General features: G+C 58.8%; 16 protein-coding genes. 11 read left to right on the forward strand and 5 right to left on the reverse strand.

Annotated features, from left to right (window positions below; genetic code table 11):
* Nucleotides 1-57 precede the first annotated feature (57 nt).
* The gene (locus OHL11_RS06965) at nt 58-726 is read left to right on the forward strand and encodes a hypothetical protein (protein ID WP_263370773.1); all 669 of its coding nucleotides are present in this window, start codon (nt 58-60) and stop codon (nt 724-726) included.
* Here the strand turns inward: OHL11_RS06965 and OHL11_RS06970 are convergent.
* Nucleotides 723-1490: a nucleoside 2-deoxyribosyltransferase gene (locus OHL11_RS06970; RefSeq protein ID WP_263370774.1), complete on the reverse strand. Its 768-nt coding sequence runs from the start codon at nt 1488-1490 to the stop codon at nt 723-725. The two genes, OHL11_RS06965 and OHL11_RS06970, sit on opposite strands and share 4 nt — an antisense overlap.
* A 238-nt stretch (nt 1491-1728) precedes the next feature.
* Here OHL11_RS06970 and OHL11_RS06975 point away from each other — a divergent pair, with 238 nt between their 5' ends.
* On the forward strand, nt 1729-2355 hold the full coding sequence (locus OHL11_RS06975) for a RipA family octameric membrane protein (protein WP_263370775.1): 627 nt from the start codon (nt 1729-1731) through the stop codon (nt 2353-2355).
* 264 nt (nt 2356-2619) lie between these two features.
* On the forward strand, nt 2620-2985 hold the full coding sequence (locus tag OHL11_RS06980; protein ID WP_263370776.1) for an acyl carrier protein: 366 nt from the start codon (nt 2620-2622) through the stop codon (nt 2983-2985).
* A 50-nt stretch (nt 2986-3035) separates the two neighbouring features.
* Here the strand turns inward: OHL11_RS06980 and OHL11_RS06985 are convergent, their stop codons facing one another.
* The 3 genes from OHL11_RS06985 to OHL11_RS06995 form a co-directional block, all read right to left on the reverse strand.
* Nucleotides 3036-3611 carry a porin family protein gene (locus tag OHL11_RS06985; protein ID WP_263370777.1) on the reverse strand — a complete coding sequence of 192 codons (576 nt, stop codon included), beginning with the start codon at nt 3609-3611 and terminating at the stop codon, nt 3036-3038.
* 332 nt (nt 3612-3943) lie between these two features.
* Complete coding sequence (locus OHL11_RS06990) at nt 3944-4468, reverse strand: hypothetical protein (RefSeq protein WP_263370778.1); 525 nt, start codon at nt 4466-4468, stop codon at nt 3944-3946.
* 171 nt (nt 4469-4639) lie between these two features.
* Complete coding sequence (locus OHL11_RS06995) at nt 4640-5998, reverse strand: GGDEF domain-containing protein (protein ID WP_263370779.1); 1359 nt, start codon at nt 5996-5998, stop codon at nt 4640-4642.
* Nucleotides 5999-6185: 187 nt separating this feature from the next.
* Between OHL11_RS06995 and OHL11_RS07000 the strand changes: the two genes are divergently transcribed.
* The 4 genes from OHL11_RS07000 (at nt 6186) to OHL11_RS07015 (ending at nt 11001) form a co-directional block, all read left to right on the forward strand.
* Nucleotides 6186-6884 (forward strand): peroxiredoxin-like family protein, encoded by a 699-nt coding sequence (locus OHL11_RS07000; protein ID WP_263370780.1) that lies wholly within the window; start codon nt 6186-6188, stop codon nt 6882-6884.
* 83 nt (nt 6885-6967) lie between these two features.
* Nucleotides 6968-8584, forward strand: coding sequence for a glucose-6-phosphate isomerase (pgi, locus tag OHL11_RS07005; RefSeq protein WP_263370781.1), 1617 nt, complete (start codon nt 6968-6970; stop codon nt 8582-8584).
* 191 nt (nt 8585-8775) lie between these two features.
* Nucleotides 8776-9639 carry an IclR family transcriptional regulator domain-containing protein gene (locus OHL11_RS07010; RefSeq protein WP_263370782.1) on the forward strand — a complete coding sequence of 288 codons (864 nt, stop codon included), beginning with the start codon at nt 8776-8778 and terminating at the stop codon, nt 9637-9639.
* A 177-nt stretch (nt 9640-9816) separates the two neighbouring features.
* The gene (locus tag OHL11_RS07015; RefSeq protein ID WP_263370783.1) at nt 9817-11001 is read left to right on the forward strand and encodes a glycosyltransferase; all 1185 of its coding nucleotides are present in this window, start codon (nt 9817-9819) and stop codon (nt 10999-11001) included.
* A gap of 68 nt (nt 11002-11069) precedes the next feature.
* On the opposite strand, the gene OHL11_RS07020 is transcribed toward OHL11_RS07015, so the two are convergent.
* Complete coding sequence (locus tag OHL11_RS07020; protein ID WP_263370784.1) at nt 11070-12308, reverse strand: hypothetical protein; 1239 nt, start codon at nt 12306-12308, stop codon at nt 11070-11072.
* Between the two features lie 336 nt (nt 12309-12644).
* On the opposite strand from OHL11_RS07020, the gene OHL11_RS07025 reads away from it, so the two are divergent.
* The 4 genes from OHL11_RS07025 (at nt 12645) to OHL11_RS07040 (ending at nt 16824) form a co-directional block, all read left to right on the forward strand.
* On the forward strand, nt 12645-13901 hold the full coding sequence (locus tag OHL11_RS07025; RefSeq protein WP_263370785.1) for an ArnT family glycosyltransferase: 1257 nt from the start codon (nt 12645-12647) through the stop codon (nt 13899-13901).
* Nucleotides 13902-14080: 179 nt separating this feature from the next.
* Complete coding sequence (locus OHL11_RS07030; RefSeq protein WP_263370786.1) at nt 14081-15058, forward strand: acyl-CoA desaturase; 978 nt, start codon at nt 14081-14083, stop codon at nt 15056-15058.
* A gap of 87 nt (nt 15059-15145) precedes the next feature.
* Nucleotides 15146-16081 (forward strand): sensor histidine kinase, encoded by a 936-nt coding sequence (locus OHL11_RS07035; protein ID WP_263370787.1) that lies wholly within the window; start codon nt 15146-15148, stop codon nt 16079-16081.
* The gene (locus OHL11_RS07040; protein WP_263370788.1) at nt 16078-16824 is read left to right on the forward strand and encodes a response regulator transcription factor; all 747 of its coding nucleotides are present in this window, start codon (nt 16078-16080) and stop codon (nt 16822-16824) included. The genes OHL11_RS07035 and OHL11_RS07040 overlap by 4 nt, the downstream gene beginning before the upstream one ends.

The following is a 16824-nucleotide window of genomic DNA, read 5'->3' on the forward strand; positions in this document are numbered from 1 at the left end:
AGTTCCTATATCCATGTAGAATTGCCCGTATCTTACGGATTCACGTTGGGGTTATCCATGGCAAATATTCGTATCTCCGTTAATGGACTTGCCGAATTCATGAAGGCTGGAGCGTCGCGTCAGCGTGCGATGCTTAGGAACTATAAGTTCCAGTTCGATGCGAACGGCCATAAGCGGCCACAGATCGTCCGATATAGTGAGGCTCGTGCAGCCATAAAGAAATTTCACGAATCAGGCAACGATATGGGGCTTTTAATCAGCGCCGCAGTAAAGCTCCAGAAGAAGGAAGCAGCAGAGCCGGACAGGGATAGCTCAAGGCTACGGGATAATATTCGCGCAATTGAGTCATATGCTACTCACTTCGGCAATTCAAAATTTCAGATCATTGATAGCCCTAAACCTGTGTATACACATGGGACTGTTGACGTGACGGCGACGCCGGATCTCTATGTCGACGACCAGGGAACACCCAAGATCGTCAAGTTGCATTTCAGCCGAACCGAGCCAGATCAAGATCACATTAATATCGTGCTCAAAGTGATGCATGAGGCGGTTACCTCATGCGGCATCAACGTACATCCACGTGATGTTATTTATCTTGATATCGCACGCAATCGCCACTACACCGGCGCTAAGCTCAATAAGAGGCTCAAATCAGATATCGATGCGGCATGTGACACTATTGCCGATATCTGGCCAAAGATTACCCAAACTACAGGAAATTAATCAGACTCTCCAGAGAGCTGGATCGCATCGGTATCGAAAAGTTTTCTCCTATTCTTCTCAATGGAGTTCGCTAGCTTCTCGTCCAATTCTGCGAGATTGGAGAAGAAAAGCACATTCTGATGAATGTCGAAATGGATTTTCGTCGCCGTCCCCGGATGCAGCACACTCTGCTTGCTGGCGATATAGACGATAGGCTTTCCTATCCCTTCCGCATAACCAACTTCAAAATAGCAAGATGGGCGCTCATCGGTCATATCGGCAACGATAAAAATTGCCCCTCGAATTTCTTTCTTAATGCGTCCAACTAAGTCTTCGATGGCATGCTCTTTATCAATACGAATGGCAACCCCGCCAGCATCGGAAATCACGCGCTCGATGGTTTCAAAGCGCTCATCATACTCGCGATGCACACGCTGTTGGTCCTGATCCCCCATCTTGTCCCCTTGAATTGGGGTTACAACAAAGACGCGGGGCTTCTTAACCGCGAGAATGTCATTTGCTCGATTCTCGAAGCGGCTGAAGATATTTCTTTTTCTTTTGATATGCTCGGCCAGAGTCGATTGACGCTTATCCCAAACGGAACTGGTTTCGTAGATACGCAGTTCGAGCACTTGATAACTTCGGCGTTCGGATCCCCACTTTGCGGTGATAACGCCGCTGTTTACGAATGGGATGACAACATCCGTTAGTATCTGACTTTCCGTCTTATTAGGGATCGTCTTTTGACGATTTCCAGAGAGAACAGCAATCGCATGAAAACTCAATCCGCGACCTCAAGAGTGGAATACCATTATTGTAATCTTAGAGGTTGGCGATATGCACTCCTCCGACTCACAGTGACGCGTTGCTCCATGGCGGGTAGCCCACCTGTCGTCTAAGCAAGAATTTGGGTGCCCCATCCGTACACGCTGCTGCGGACGCGTGGGAGACCACAACCGCCAGCCCCGCCACGAACCTTCATCCCACCAAATGCCCCATGAGCCAAGAACGGTAGGGCACGGCTTGAGCCGCGCCACCAACCACCCGCGCTGGAGCGCCTCCGCTCTGCCGAAGGCCGTCGTGAAGCGCCCTAGCGCGCAACGACCGAATTGCTTTCTTTCGCCAGCCACGAAGCTGCTATCCTACGGCAAAATCGGAGTCAACCAGAGCATGTCAGAGCCTTCGCCGCCAAACACTATTTTGGTGAACACGTCCTATCAAGTCGCCGTAGACACCTGGAAATTTCAGGTTGAGCAATACTGGACGCGATCAAGCTACTACGTCGTATTCGAACTCGCCTTGGCCGCAGGAATATGGAAGGTCTTCGACGAAAAGCATTGGTTTACTTCAGGATTTCTCTCAGTCGGAGCAATTCTGTTTACCGTCCTTTGGGTTTTGAACAATGAGCGCTTGAACGAGTACATCAGCTATTACTGGAAACGCCTCAAAGACGTCGAGAATGATTTAAAAATCCCACGCGAATACCAAATATTCCATCGCATCCATGATGCGGATGGTCTTGGCAAAAGGCGATACGACGGTAGCTACCGAACCTACGGCCGCATGCTTCCTCGAATCTTTTTTATTGGCTGGCTTTACATGGCCGTTTGGTCATTTCAGCTCGCGTTCCATCACTGTCCCTGCAAATAGTGAAATAGGAACAACTGAGGCGGGTGCTGGAAGCCGGAGGACAACACCTCACCTCATCCCTCCCCAAATCCCACACAAAACAAAAACGAAGGGTCACGGCTTCAGCCGTGACATCCACCCACCGCACAAAACCCTTCCTTGCTGCCGCAGGCCGTCGTGAAGCAAAGCGCAACGACCAAATTGCCTTCCTCCACCCAGCCACCAATCTCCACCAGAACATTCGACTCTTAATCGACAGGCCCTACACCTGCGATACCCTTCCCCATGGGTCTGGACAGTGTCGAAATCGCACTCCGCTGCGAAGGGTTCTTCGGAGTCACCCTCGCCGACGAAGACCTCGCGCAAACCAGCACGGTGCGGGAGCTTTACGAACTGATCTGCCGCACGCTCTCGCTCACGCCCGAGCAAAACCTCGTGCCGCCCAAGCATCTCCCCACCATCAGCGAGCGCGGGAAGGGCTTCCTCTTCCTCCACACCCGCAAGCCGCTCCCACCACCCGCAGAACTCCTGCCATGGACGCCCCAAACCGTCTGGATCGGCCTCGTCGCCATCTTCGTCGATCAACAGAACCTGCCTCTGGATGAGATCCTTCCAGACGCACACATGGCACACGACCTCGGCATCGACTGAAACACAAAAGGCCGCCACCGATTCCGGCAGCGGCCCTTGCGTGGGTCGGGTTACCGCTTGTGGCGGCCGCCGAAGGTGTAGAAGAGCGTGCCGGTCAGGGTGATTTCGTTGCGGCCGTTGCCCGCGAAGACGTCGTACTGCTGCGCCGAGTGCGAAAGCTGCTGGCGCTCGTAGCGGACCTCCGGGCGGATGCCGAAGCCTGCAGGCAGGTACGCGTTCACGCCGAGACCCGCACCCAGGTAGCCGCCCGACAAGGTCTGCGAGACCGTCGTGGTGCCGTCCGTGGCCTTGCCCTTCAGCTTCAGGCCGCCGCCCACCACCGAAACATAGGGCATCATCGCCTTCGCCGAGAACAGGCCGAAACGTGCAACGCCGCCGTAGTTGTGCAGGTCCACGCTGGCCGTGACGCCGCTTTCCGTCTGCGAGTGCAGCGGGGTCAGGGTGTATTCAAAACCCACGGAGATCTTGCGCACGATGTTGTACGACGCCGACACGTCGAAGGTGCCGTGGTTCTTGTAGCCCTCTTCGCCCTGACGGCCGGTATCGAGGTAGGAGTATCCGCCACCGACGGCGACTTCCGCCGTACGAGCCTGTGCAAAGGCCGTGAGGCCAGAAAAAACAAACAAGGATGCTGCGACTGCTATGAGTTTGAAGCTCTTCACTCTGTAGGTACTTTCTTGAATTGCAGGATGCCTGCCCTGAGGTGCAGGAGCGTCTTCCGCGTACGCAGACAGGCGTAGCCTCAAACCCGCAGCTTGACTGCGAGAGATCGTTCAGGGCCCGTCATCGAATCGCTTGGAAACGTTCCCACTATTACACCTGTAGGACAGGCGCGGGTCAAGCAAGACATCCAAAAGAGAGTTCCCCCCGTGCAGAGTCGATCCAGACTTATCTCCTCATTTGGAGGAGACGTTTGGACTCAAAAGCACGGGGGGGGCTAACTCGACTTCGAAATTGCCTAACGCCAGTTCACCGGGCCGTGACGACGCTCGGTCTGGCTGGACCAGTAGACCTGTCCGCGCGAGTAGACGACGAGGTTGCCGTCATCCTGCAGGATGAACACCTGCCCATGACGCATCTGCGGTCCGGTGATGCCTGTGTTCCAGATCGGGCGACCGTTGCGCATGTAAAGCACGACGTTGCCGTCATCCTGCATGGTGAGGCGGAACGCCGGCGAACCAGCCGTGCCCATGTCCCACATCACACGACCGCTGCGCATGTGCTTCAGCACCACGTTGCCGTCGCCCTGGAAGTCCAGACGATACATGCCGTTGGTGGAGACGAGCGACTGCCCGCGGTAGAGGCTCTGGTTCACGCGCAGCGTGTTGCCACCCTGTCCCGGCGGCGGTGGCGGAGGGCCTTGCGGAGGACCGTACTGCCCACCCGGGGGAGGGCCGTAGCCCTGGGCCTGCATCTTCACTGCGGAAACACCGCTGGCCAGCACGAGCGCCAACGCTAATCCTGTAACTGTTCGTCCACGCATATCGAACCTCGTCTCCTGCGATACCTCGCACCTGCTGTAGGAATCGCCCCACACTATCAACGTTGTCTGCGCGAAGCAATGAAAATTCAGAGCTTCGCACCACAACGTGAAGTGCTGCGAGGAATTGACCCGAAGCAGAGTGAGATGTTTCGTGGAAAACGTAGGGCGCGGCTAGAGCACCATCGCGTCGGCGACGGCTGCACCCGCAAGCGCAGAACCAGCGGAGCGCGTCCGCTCTGCGGCAGAGTAGCGGCGCTTGTTGGAGTACATATCGTTGTCGGCGAGCGCGAAGAGCGATTCGAGATCCTCGGCGCTGTTCGGATAGATCGCGAAGCCGATGCTGATCGACGGCGTGATGCAGATATCGCCGTTGCTCAAGGCCGCAGGCTTTTCTACCGCAGCACGCAGCGCGTTGGCCCAGGCTTCGCCTTGCTGGCGCAGCGCTACATCCGGATCAAGGCGACGATTTGCTTCAGAGATATTGAAGTCTGAGGAGACCAGCAGGAACTCATCGCCACCGACACGCGCCAGCGTATCGCAAGCACGTGTGATCGACGACAGACGCTCCGCGACAACACGCAGCAACTCATCACCCGCACCGTGCCCGTAGGAATCGTTCACCTGCTTGAAGCGGTTGAGGTCCATGTTGAAGACGACGAGCCGCGAATGGTCGCGCTGCGCACGCGCCAACGCCTGCTGCAGACGATCGTTGACGAGACGGCGGTTCGCAAGACCGGTGAGTTCGTCATGTAACGATTGGTACTCGCTGCGCGCGCTGTGCTCTTCCAGCGTCACCATCAACAGGCCGAACATCACAACGAACTTCTCAAGGTCCCAGACCTGGTTGAGCATCGGGCCCCAGTTCTGAGCATGCTCGGCCACGAACGGATGCAGCACGAAGCAGAGCGCCCACAGCAGGAACCCAGCCACAACAACATACTTGCCGCGATGCCCGCGATCAAACGCGCGCGCGAAGGCGATGCCCGCGAACGCGAAGAGAATCGCCAGCGTGGTGTACGCGCCTGCTCGCAGTTCGCCGATGCCAAAGATCAGGATGATCGGCGCCCAGGCGAGCGTGAGCGCAGCCGACCAGATGAACGGGTAGCGCAGCGTCACCACCGCAGCAAGGCTCAGTACGAATCCGCTCACCCCCACGGAGACGAATGCCAGCGGCGAAGTCACCCACTCTGCATACATCGCCAACATCGCGAGCGGAGGAAGTGCGCAGATCGTGAGCAGTGCGACAGGGCGGCGCAGGTCTTTGACCGGACAGATGGCTGCGTAGAGGAAGACGAACGCCGCGATCACGTAGGCGTCGAGCGCGACAACGTGTGAGAGACGATGCGCCTGATTCGATAGCGGCACCAGGTAAACGATACGCGCGATGCCTTCGAGCGCGATCAGGCCGATCGCCACCATCCACAGACGTGATTTTTGATCCTCACCACGGCGCAGACTCTGCAGGACGCCAGCGAGTAACAGGAACACGAGCAGTTCCGGCACATCAAGATAATGGGATAACGTCCACACAGATCAGCCTCAACGGAGGGGTTCACCCTCTAATTTCTGTCAGATACATTCTGCGCCCCCAAAGGGGTGACTGGGTATCCCCATCTTCGGTGACACGTGTCGTTCTCCGTCGGAAATTGTCCCGATTCGGCACTCAGGGTGCCCTGCGTCACACCCGCGTGCCAGCCGGGGCACTACACTGGAGCAGATGACGTTTTCGAGCGATTCCCCGATGCTTTCCACGTACTCACTGCAAGCCCGGCTGGACGAAATCACGGAGCAGACACGCGCGCTGGTGCAGGCTGATCGGCTCGCGATCGCGGACCGCTGGATCGCCGAACTCTTCTCTACCGGGATCGAAGATCGTGCGCTGACGGTGGACGCATCCGCTCCGATGTTTGCCCTGCCGGATGCGACCACGGGTCGAACTGTGCGTGCGGCGGATCTGCTGGCTCTCGGGCCGCTGGTGCTGAAGTTCTTCCGCGGACGGTGGGATCCCTACGACATGACCGAGCTCGAGGTCTGGCAACAGGCATTTGCGGAGGTCCGCTCGCGCGGAGCTTTGCTCGTGGCGGTCTCGCCGCAGCTGCCTCGGCAGAACGACTTTACCGCCAGCCAGCACGGCATCACGTTTCCCCTGCTCACCGACAAAGGCTGCGAGCTCGCCGAGCAGTACGGTATCGCATACGCTTTGCCCGACGACATGCAGCAGTACTACCGCTCGATCATGGTGAATGTGCCGTTCATGAATGGCGACAACACCTGGCGGCTGCCGTTGGCGTCGACGTTCGTGATCGCGCAGAACGGTCGCGTGGCCTACAGCGAAGTCCATGCCGACCACCGCGTGCGCCCCGAACCGCACGATGTGCTGGCCGCGCTGGATGCGCTGATCGCGCAACATTCATAGCTCGTTCAACAGCGGCCCGTGTGCGTTCCGTGCATGGGTGAAATAATGGTCTCGACGCGACTAGCGATTCGAGGAGCATTGTTTTGAGCCAAGACCTTACCTCCCTTCCCGCATGGAAGGCCCTTGCAGCCCACGCCGCCACGCTGAAGCCGAAGCATCTGCGTGAGCTCTTTGCAGAAGACCCCAAGCGCGGCACGACCTTCACCGTCGAAGCTGCTGGTCTGTTCCTCGACTATTCGAAGAACCGCATTACCGCTGAAACGCTCGACCTGCTCGTGAAGCTCGCCCAGGAAACTGGCGTGGCTGAGCGCGCCGAAGCGATGTTCAAGGGTGAAAAGATCAATATCACTGAAGGTCGCGCTGTGTTGCACACCGCACTGCGTGCGCCCAAGGATGCCGTCATCAACGTGGACGGCGAGAACGTGGTTCCTGAAGTGCACGCGGTGCTCGACAAGATGAGCGGCTTTGCGGAAAAGATCCGTTCGGGCTCATGGCTCGGCCACACCGGCAAGCGCATCAAGAACGTTGTGAACATCGGTATCGGCGGCTCAGATCTCGGCCCCGTGATGGCGTACGAAGCGCTGAAGTTCTACTCGCAGCGCAACCTTGTCTTCCGCTTCGTTTCGAACGTGGACGGCACCGACTTCGCAGAAGCCGTGATCGATCTCGACCCCGAAGAGACGCTCTTCCTCATCGCCTCGAAGACCTTCACCACGCTCGAGACCATGACCAACGCGCACAGTGCACGTGATTGGTTCCTCAAGTCTGGCGCGGGCGAAGCCGCGATTGCGAAGCACTTCGTCGCCATCTCGACGAACGCGAAGGAAGTCGCGAAGTTCGGTATCGACACCGAAAACATGTTCGGCTTCTGGGACTGGGTCGGCGGTCGCTACTCGATGGATTCCGCAATCGGCCTTTCGACGATGATCGCGATCGGCCCGGAGAACTTCCGCGAAATGCTCGCTGGCTTCCACGATATGGACGTGCACTTCCGCACGACACCGATCGAGAAGAACCTGCCTGCACTGCTCGGCCTGCTGAGCGTCTGGTACACCGAGTTCTTCGACGCGCAGACCGTCGCGATCCTGCCGTATGACCAGTACCTGAAGCGCTTCCCTGCCTACCTGCAGCAGCTCACGATGGAGTCGAACGGCAAGCACGTCACACTCGACGGCAAGCATGTCGACTACCAGACCGGCCCGATCTACTGGGGCGAGCCCGGCACCAATGGCCAGCACTCGTTCTACCAGTTGATCCACCAGGGCACGCGCCTGATCCCCTGCGACTTCATCGGCTTCATCAAGACGCTGAACCCGCTCGGCAACCACCACGATCTGCTGATGGCCAACGTCTTCGCACAGACCGAAGCGCTTGCCTTTGGCAAGACCGCAGAAGAGGTAAAGGCTGAAGGCGTTGCTGAAGCACTGGTGCCGCACAAGGTCTTCGAGGGCAATCGTCCGTCGAACACGATCCTCGCAGAGAAGCTCACGCCGCGTCTGCTTGGCTCGCTGATCGCGCTCTACGAACACGCCGTGTTCACGCAGGGCGTGGTCTGGAACATCGACAGCTTTGACCAGTGGGGTGTGGAACTCGGCAAGGTGCTGGCATCGCGCATCATCAAGGAAATTGCGGAGCCGGTCGAGCTCAAGCACGACTCCTCCACCAACAACCTGCTCGAAAAGTACAAGGCAACCAAGTAACTCTCGACATCACTCGATGAAGAGGAGCAAAGTAGGGCGCGGCGAGAGTCGCGCCCTTTTACTTTGCCTACCGTCTTCGTTCGTTTATCGCATGGCCTGTGCGAAATACTTGTAATCGGACACGCCGTGCGTTTATCGTGAAGACAATGGCGTGGCCGATTCCTGGTAGCGCCCAGAGAGGATCTCTGCCCATGCCCACCGTTTCTGCGCCGCTTTCCGCTTCTCCCCTGCAAGACGCTGCCTCCGTAGCGCTCGCCAAGCAGAAGCTTCTCCCCGCTGCCGCGCTTGAGGTGTACACCGGCGATCCCAACTTCATGGCTTCCCTTGCGCGAGGCCTCGTCGTCATTCAGGCGTTCACGCCGCAGATGCCGCAGATGACCATATCGCAGCTCAGCCTGCGCACCGGCCTCTCGCGCGCTGCCGTGCGTCGATGTCTTTACACGCTGGTGAAGCTCGGCTTTGCCGGCGCCGACGAAGCTCAGCGTTACTCGCTGCGACCGAAGATGCTGACGCTCGCCAACACCTACACCGCGTCGAGCACGCTGGCGAACGCCGCACAGCCGATTCTTGAGCGCATGTCCGCCGCGCACGGTGAAAGCTTCTCCGTGGCCACGCTGGATGGTGACGACATCGTCTACATCGCGCGCTCGAGCGTTTCGCGTGTCATGAGCGTCGATCTGCACATCGGCTCACGCCTTCCGGCGTTCTGCACCAGCATGGGTCGCGTGTTGCTCGCCTACCTTCCGCAGGACCAGCTCGAAGCCTACTTCGCACGCGTGCACATGCAGCAGTACACCCCGAAGACGATCAACTCGCCGGAGAAGTTGCGCCTCGCGCTGCGCAACGTGCGCCGCAACGGTTATGCGCTCTGCGATCAGGAGTTCGAGGTTGGTCTGCGTTCGATCGCCGTACCGGTGCAGGCACCGAACGGCCGCGTCGTGGCGTGCGTGAACCTGAGCGGCCATGCACCGCGCATGCCGATGCTGGAGATGCAGACCCGCTTCCTTCCTCCGCTGCGTGCTGCGGCCATGGAACTCAGTGCATTTCTGCGCTAGTCCCGGCGCAAAAGCAGCGTACACAGCGCGTTTCCCGTCTTCGGGGACGCGCTGCTGTGCTTGTGGGCTAAAATTGGACATCCTGCTCGGTACTCCCGCCAAGAATGGGTGTCGTCTACGTTCTTGAGCGAGGTTTACTAACGCATGCCCATTCTGTCTGAAGGACTTCCAAGCGCAATGACCGGCCCTTCCTCATCTTCATGGGGACCACTTCACGAAGCGCCTTCTGAGACGACCCCGCTTGATCTGGCGGTCGTTGTTCCTACGTACAACGAGAGCGCGAACGTTCTGGAACTTATCCAGCGCCTGGAAAAGGTGCTCGCAGGCCTGCATTGGGAAGTGATCTTCGTCGATGACGACTCCCCTGACGGCACGGCAGACATCGTGCGCAAGCAATCGGCGCGCAACCCGCGTGTACGTCTGGTGCACCGCATCGGTCGCCGCGGCTTGTCCTCAGCCTGCATTGAAGGCATTCTGGCCACGAGTTCCCGCTACGTCGTCATCATGGACGGCGACATGCAGCATGATGAGGCGATCGTGCCGCAGATGCTCACCAAGATGCGCGATGGCGGTTTCGATATCGTCGTCGGCACGCGAAACGCAGAGGGCGGCTCGATGGGTGAGTTCTCCAAGGGCCGCGTGCGGATCTCGCGCCTGGGGCAGCGAGTGTCCAACAGCATCTGCCGTTGCGACATCTCTGACCCGATGAGCGGATTCTTCCTCGTCGATCGCCGCTTCTTCCGCAGCGTCGTCCGCTCGCTGCACGGTGGCGGCTTCAAGATCCTCGTCGATATGCTCGCGTCTTCTTCGCGCCCGGTGCGATTTGCGGAGGTGGGTTATACCTTCCGCACCCGCAGGCATGGCAAGTCGAAGCTCGACGTGAATACCGCAGTCGAATACTTCTTCCTGATCATCGATAAAGCGACGCACCGCCTGATCCCTGCCCGCTTCGCAGCGTTCTCGCTGGTGGGCGCGGCCGGTGCGGCAACGCATCTGCTCTGCGTGTGGGTGATGCTTCATCTCTTCCACGTGAGCTTTGTGAAGGCCCAGATCGCAGCGACCTACATTGCGATGACGGAGAACTTCTTCCTGAACAACCTGATCACCTGGCGTGATCGCTCGTTGCGCGGACTCCGTCTCGTTACAGGTCTGCTTTCGTTCTGGATCGCCTGCTCGTTCGGTGCATGGGCCAACGTGATCTTCGCGCGCGCCCTGCTGAACGAAGGGATGTCCTGGTACTTCGCCAGCCTCGCCGGCATCGTGCTGAGCTCGGTGTGGAACTACTCCATCTCGAACCTCTTCACCTGGCAGAAGAAGCCGGCGCGCATGACCGAGATCAACATGGTGGACGAAGCGTACTAAGACATTCGCCACAGCAGGAAAAAGAGGCATGGCTTAGAGCCATGCCTCTTTCCTTTTGAACGGTGCAGTTACGCGCGGGCCGGATAGAGCGTTGAGCCCAGTGCAGGCTCGCCGCGCTTTACCCGACGGAACAGATCATAAGAACCGAAGAAGAAGAGCAGCACAAGCGTCATGCAAGCGGTAGGACGCCACGTGTGAGCGGCCAGACCGTTGGCCAGGCCGAACGCCCCGAGCGCCACACCGATCTGAGCGCCGAAGGAGTTCGTGATGCTGCCCGAGAAACGCCACAGGATCAAAGCGAAGAAGACCGTGATCGGAGCGAGGTCATACTCCATGATGCGAGGGTTCAGCAAAGCCACGCCCAACAGCATGACGGGGACCCACTGCTGCAGCGAGATACGGCCCGCGAAGTATTGCTTGCGGAGCCATAGCAGAATGCCGCCGAAGAGGCAGGAGCAGAAGAGCCAGAAGCCGCCCCAGACCGGCTTATACGGCAACACGTCGAACAATGCATCCGCCGTGAGACCCGAGGGCGACGAGCTGAAGTCGTGGTTGAACGAGAACTGCAGCTCCACGCCCGTCATGTAGTTGCGGTAGAGGTCCGGCCAGATGTGCGGCTGGATGAGGAAGAGCGCCACACCCGCAGCGACCGCAATCGCAGCAGGAAGCCACTGCTTCTTCGCCAGCATCAGCGGAATGACCACAAGATACATCAACGGCGCCTTGACGCAGCTCACCGCGACGAGCACGAGATAGAACGGCAGCCAAGCTCCCTTGCGCAACGCATACCAGGTGCAAAGCAGCAGCGCGGCATAGAGGATGTAAGCGATATTGCCCGCGAAGAAGACGTCGTTCTGCAGCAGGGCCGGAAAGAACACGATGGCGGGCAGCACAAACCGGAAGACGCGACGCTCGCGCTCATCGATGAAGAACTTCGTTCCGAACCAGATGGCTGCAATGGTGGCAGCGACATAAATCGTCCAGTAGACGATGGCATCGAAGACCAGCGGGAGGCGTGCGGCCAGCCCTACGATCGGCAGAGTAATCGGAGAGTAAACATAGCAGAAAGGGACGGGAGTGCCCGGAGGATGAGGCCCCTCTGCGTGAAACGCACGCTGCACGGCAATTGCGTCAGCGTAGGGATCGTGGTGGTGCCGCAGTGAAATCAGGGCGGCCTTGTAAACGTTCAAGTCCCAACCAACGACATAATTGGGGACGAGGGCCCAGACCACGATGGCGATGACCGCACAAACCCAGAACGTCCGAGGCACAATGCGCGTCGCTTGTGTACCACTTTCTGTCAACAAAAGATCTCCTTGCTGCATGATATCGTGCACTCGTTAGGACGTTCATTCCGTCCAACAAGGTGACCCATAACGGTTCACAGCACTGAACCAAATCCCAAGCCCTGGCGAAATCGATAGCGGGTCCCCCGCCGTTCGCATAGAATAGTTGGAACATTAGCCAACGAAGGAAGCGTTCTTATTTTCACTGAGACCAACAAACAGACCCGCACCTCCACTGTGTCGCACGCAGGTTCATCGCGGCAGTCGTGGCTTGATCGTTTCCATTCGATTCCGGTGTTTCTGGGCTCTGTTTTCTGCTTCGCGCTCGCTATCCGTCTTATAGTCCTGTTCGTTTTGGTGCATCAGCTTCCTTCGCACACGATCAGCTACAACGATCTGGGTTGGGAAAGCTGGGAAGTGGGCTGGACGGCCCGCTCGATCTTCATGGGCATGGGCTTCAGCTCGCCCTATCTGGCATTTACCGGCCCCACGGCGCTGGTTCCACCGGTCTATACCTATCTGGTAGCCGGTTCGTTCTTCCTCTTTGGACTGAACACGATCCACTCCGCCGTCGCGATTCTCACCTTCAATAGCGTGTGCTCTTCGCTGACTGCGGTCGTGCTCTACTTCGTGGCACGCAACGCGCTTTCGAAGCGCGCAGGTCGCATCGCCGCCATCTCCTGGGCGCTCTATCCGTTCGCAATCTACTTCTCTGCAACGCGAATTTGGGACTACGCACTCACTTCCTTGCTTTTCACCAGCTGCATCCTGGTAGCGCAGACGCTCCACCGCCGCGGCGCGTGGATGTGGTGCCTCTTCGGCCTGCTCTACGGCATTACCGTGATGACGAACCCGTCGATTGCGACGATGCTTCCTTTCCTGCTGCTGATCGCGGCGGCGAAGGTCTGGCGCCGTTCGCACGGAACGCGTGGTCAGCGCACATGGCTCGCCTCCGGCCGCATCATCATCGCCTCGCTGGCCTTCGCGGCCGCCTGCACCCCGTGGACGATCCGCAACATGAAGGTGATGCACGCGACGTTCTTCGTCCGCGATGGATTCTGGGAAGAGTTCTACGCCGGCAACAGCGGCGATGCACATGAGTCGAACTCCGCCTCCACGCATCCGGCTTCCAGCAACGTCGAATTGCAGAAGTACGTGCAAATGGGCGAGCTTGATTACCTGAAGCATAAGCGCGAACTTTCCATCACCTTCGTGAAGGAGCATCCGGACTTCTTCCTGATCGCCACGGCACGACGCGTTGTGCGCTTCTGGACGGGCTACTGGTCGTTTGCACCGCAGTATCTGCGCTACGAGCCGTTCGATCTGCCGAACGTTCCCTTCTGCCTCTTCCTTCTCTGGGCGACTGCTCGCGGCGTCAGGCGCTGGAGCCGTCAACGCATGAACACGCTGATGCCGTACATCGTGGCGATCGTGATCTTCCCCCTGCCGTATTACCTGACGCACAGCTCCATGGACTATCGTCAGCCGATCGAACCGCTGCTCATTCTGCTGGTTTCAATCGGGCTCTTCGGCACAGGTCTTGAACGTGTGCACGAGCCGACAGTAGAGCACGCTTACGAGCACGAGCCGGAACGCGAAGTAGCTCTCGCATAGCGATCCAGCAGCATTTCAAAGAAGGCCCCGACACTGTTCGGGGCCTCTTTCCTTGCGCGTATGAAATGTCCGGCAACAAGTACACAACTGTTACACCACTCTGTCAGCATTCGCACTATGGTTGGAAATGTAGAGTCCCCGATCACTCAAGTTTCATTCACCACCAAGGAAGCAAACGCATGACTCCGACTATCGATTCGCAAGAAACCGTTACAGACCTTTACGGCTCCGTCACAGTGGCAGAGGAGAAGCGCCGCAAGCTGCGCGAAGAGATCCGCCTCGGCCGCAAGTTTGACGATGGCCGCATCAACTGGGTCACCGCCATCGCGATGACCGCCTTCCACGTGCTTGCGATCGGTGCGTTCTTCTTCTTCTCGTGGAAGAACGTGGCTGCCGCTGTTGTCATGTACTTCCTCGCGATCAACGTGGGCATCGGCATGTGCTATCACCGCCTGCTGACGCACCGCGGCTATCGCACCTCGAAGTTCTGGGAGTACGTGCTGACCATCTGCGGCACGCTCGCACTTGAAGGCGGACCGATTTTCTGGGTGGCCACGCACCGCGTGCATCACCAGAATTCAGACCAGGAAGGCGATCCGCACTCGCCGCATGACGGCACCTGGTGGGCGCACGCTGGCTGGATTCTTACCGGCCGCGCGCTGCACTCGGAAACCGCTCTTCTCGGCCGCTACGCTCCCGACCTTACGCGCGATCGCGTGCACGTCTGGCTGTCGAAGTACCACTGGCTCCCGCTGACGATCGCAGGCTTCCTCCAGATCGGCATCGGTGCTGCACTCGCCCCTGCTGGCCACCGCCTCGCTGGCGGCCTCGGCATGATGTTCTGGGCGACCTTCCTCCGCGTCTGCCTCGGCCTGCACGCTACCTGGCTGACGAACTCGGCTGCTCACCTCTGGGGCAAGCGCCGCTTCGAAACGCGCGATGACTCGCGTAACAGCTGGTGGGTTGCGATCTTCACCGGTGGCGAAGGCTGGCACAACAACCATCACGCGCATCCGGTCAGCGCTCGTCACGGCCTGGTCTGGTATGAGTTCGACATCAACTACTACGGCATCTGGCTCATGGAGAAGCTCGGCCTCGCGAAGAAGGTCCAGATCGCGAAGTGGGATCCGGAAAACCCGAAGCCCGCTGGCGTCTAGTCGATCCGCAAAAGCGAAAGGCCGCTCTCACAAGAGAGCGGCCTTCTGCTTTTGGCGCCGCTTCCCTCATCTATACTTCCCTCATCTATGAACCTCACCCGGCGCCGAGGAGCGATCGCGTTTTTCATCACACTCGGCGTCTGCCTGACGGTGCTTGCCGTGGTGCTGAACATCTCCTGGGTTCACAATAACGGCCGCCGCCTCGCGCTCGATCTGCTGGGCATCATCCTCTTTGCGATCCTCATCGCAGGCGTCGTCATCAACACCGTCTTCCTCGTCCGCGAGATCCGCCGCAACGAGCGCCAGGACTCCTTCCTCAACGCCGTCACTCACGAGTTAAAGACGCCGATCGCGAGCATCCGCCTTTATCTCGACACGCTCGAGCGCAGAACGCTCGACGAGGCACAGCGGCACAAGTTCTACACGGTCATGCGATCTGACACCGACCGCCTGCTCGCCACCGTGGAACAAGTGCTCAAAGCCGGCGAGCTCGGGCAACGAGCCAATCAAGGCCGCTTCGAGCGCATCGATCTTCATGCGCTGATGGCTGACTCCGTAGCGGTCGCCCTGCAGCGGCATCAACTCTCACCGAGCGCCATCACGCTCGCTGAACCTTCGGGCGGCGTCCGCCTCTACGTGATGGGCAATCCTGAAGACCTCCGCACTGCGGTCATCAATCTGCTGGACAACGCGGTGAAGTATTCGCCGAACGGTGTAAATGTGCGCTGCCGCGTTTCGATCGACCAATACACCTGGGCGTTGATCACCATTGAAGATCAGGGACTCGGCATCGATCCGCGCGAGCTTAAGCGCATCTTCAAACGCTTCTATCGGTCGTTCTCCACGGACCGCGTGAAGATCAAGGGAACGGGTCTCGGACTCTTTCTGGTGAAGACCATCGCGAAACAGCATGGCGGCAGCATCCGCGCGCAGAGCGAAGGGCTTGGGCATGGAGCTACCATGTTGTTGAGGCTTCCCCTGGCTATCGCGAACGGCGTAGCCGCTGTGTCGGAGAACGTATGAGTGATTCCAACACGACGCCGCTGATCGCCGTCGTTGAAGACGAAGAACATATCGCGCAGGGCCTCCTGTTCAACCTCGAAGCAGAAGGCTACCGCGTCCATCATGAAGCTGACGGCGATGCTGCGCTCGCGTGGTTGCTGGAACACGCGAGCGAGCTTTCGGCTGTGGTGCTTGACGTGATGCTGCCGGGGATGGATGGCTTCTCCATCGCACGCGCTCTACGCGATGCAGGATGGTATGTGCCTGTGCTCATGCTGACTGCGCGCGGACGCACGGAGGACATCGTGCAAGGCTTCGCAGCAGGTGCGGATGATTATCTGCCCAAGCCCTTCGACCTGAATGTTCTACTCGCGCGACTGCACGCGCTGATGCGCCGCGTGCAGTGGCAACGAACACCGCTACATCCGCAGACAGACGCAGCCATCGACGAACAACCAGTACGTCTCGGTGAGCGTGAGATCGACCTCGCAGGCCTGGAAATCCGGGGCGGCGAGCAGGTTGTGCACATGACTGTAATGGAAGCCGACCTGCTGCGTTATCTGCTTGAGCGACCCAATAAAGTGATCGCCCGCAAAGACCTGCTGGAAAACGTGTGGCACGTGCACGAAGATACCGACACGCGTGCCATCGACAACTTCATCGTGCGCTTGCGTCGCTACCTCGAACCCGATCCGGCGAATCCTCGCTTCCTGATCACGGTTCGCGGAGTGGGCTATCGCTTCGCACCGGAGTTCTCTGCCTAG

Origin of the sequence: Granulicella cerasi, from assembly GCF_025685575.1 — a bacterium.
In the GTDB taxonomy this organism is placed as follows: Bacteria; Acidobacteriota; Terriglobia; order Terriglobales; family Acidobacteriaceae; genus Granulicella; species Granulicella cerasi.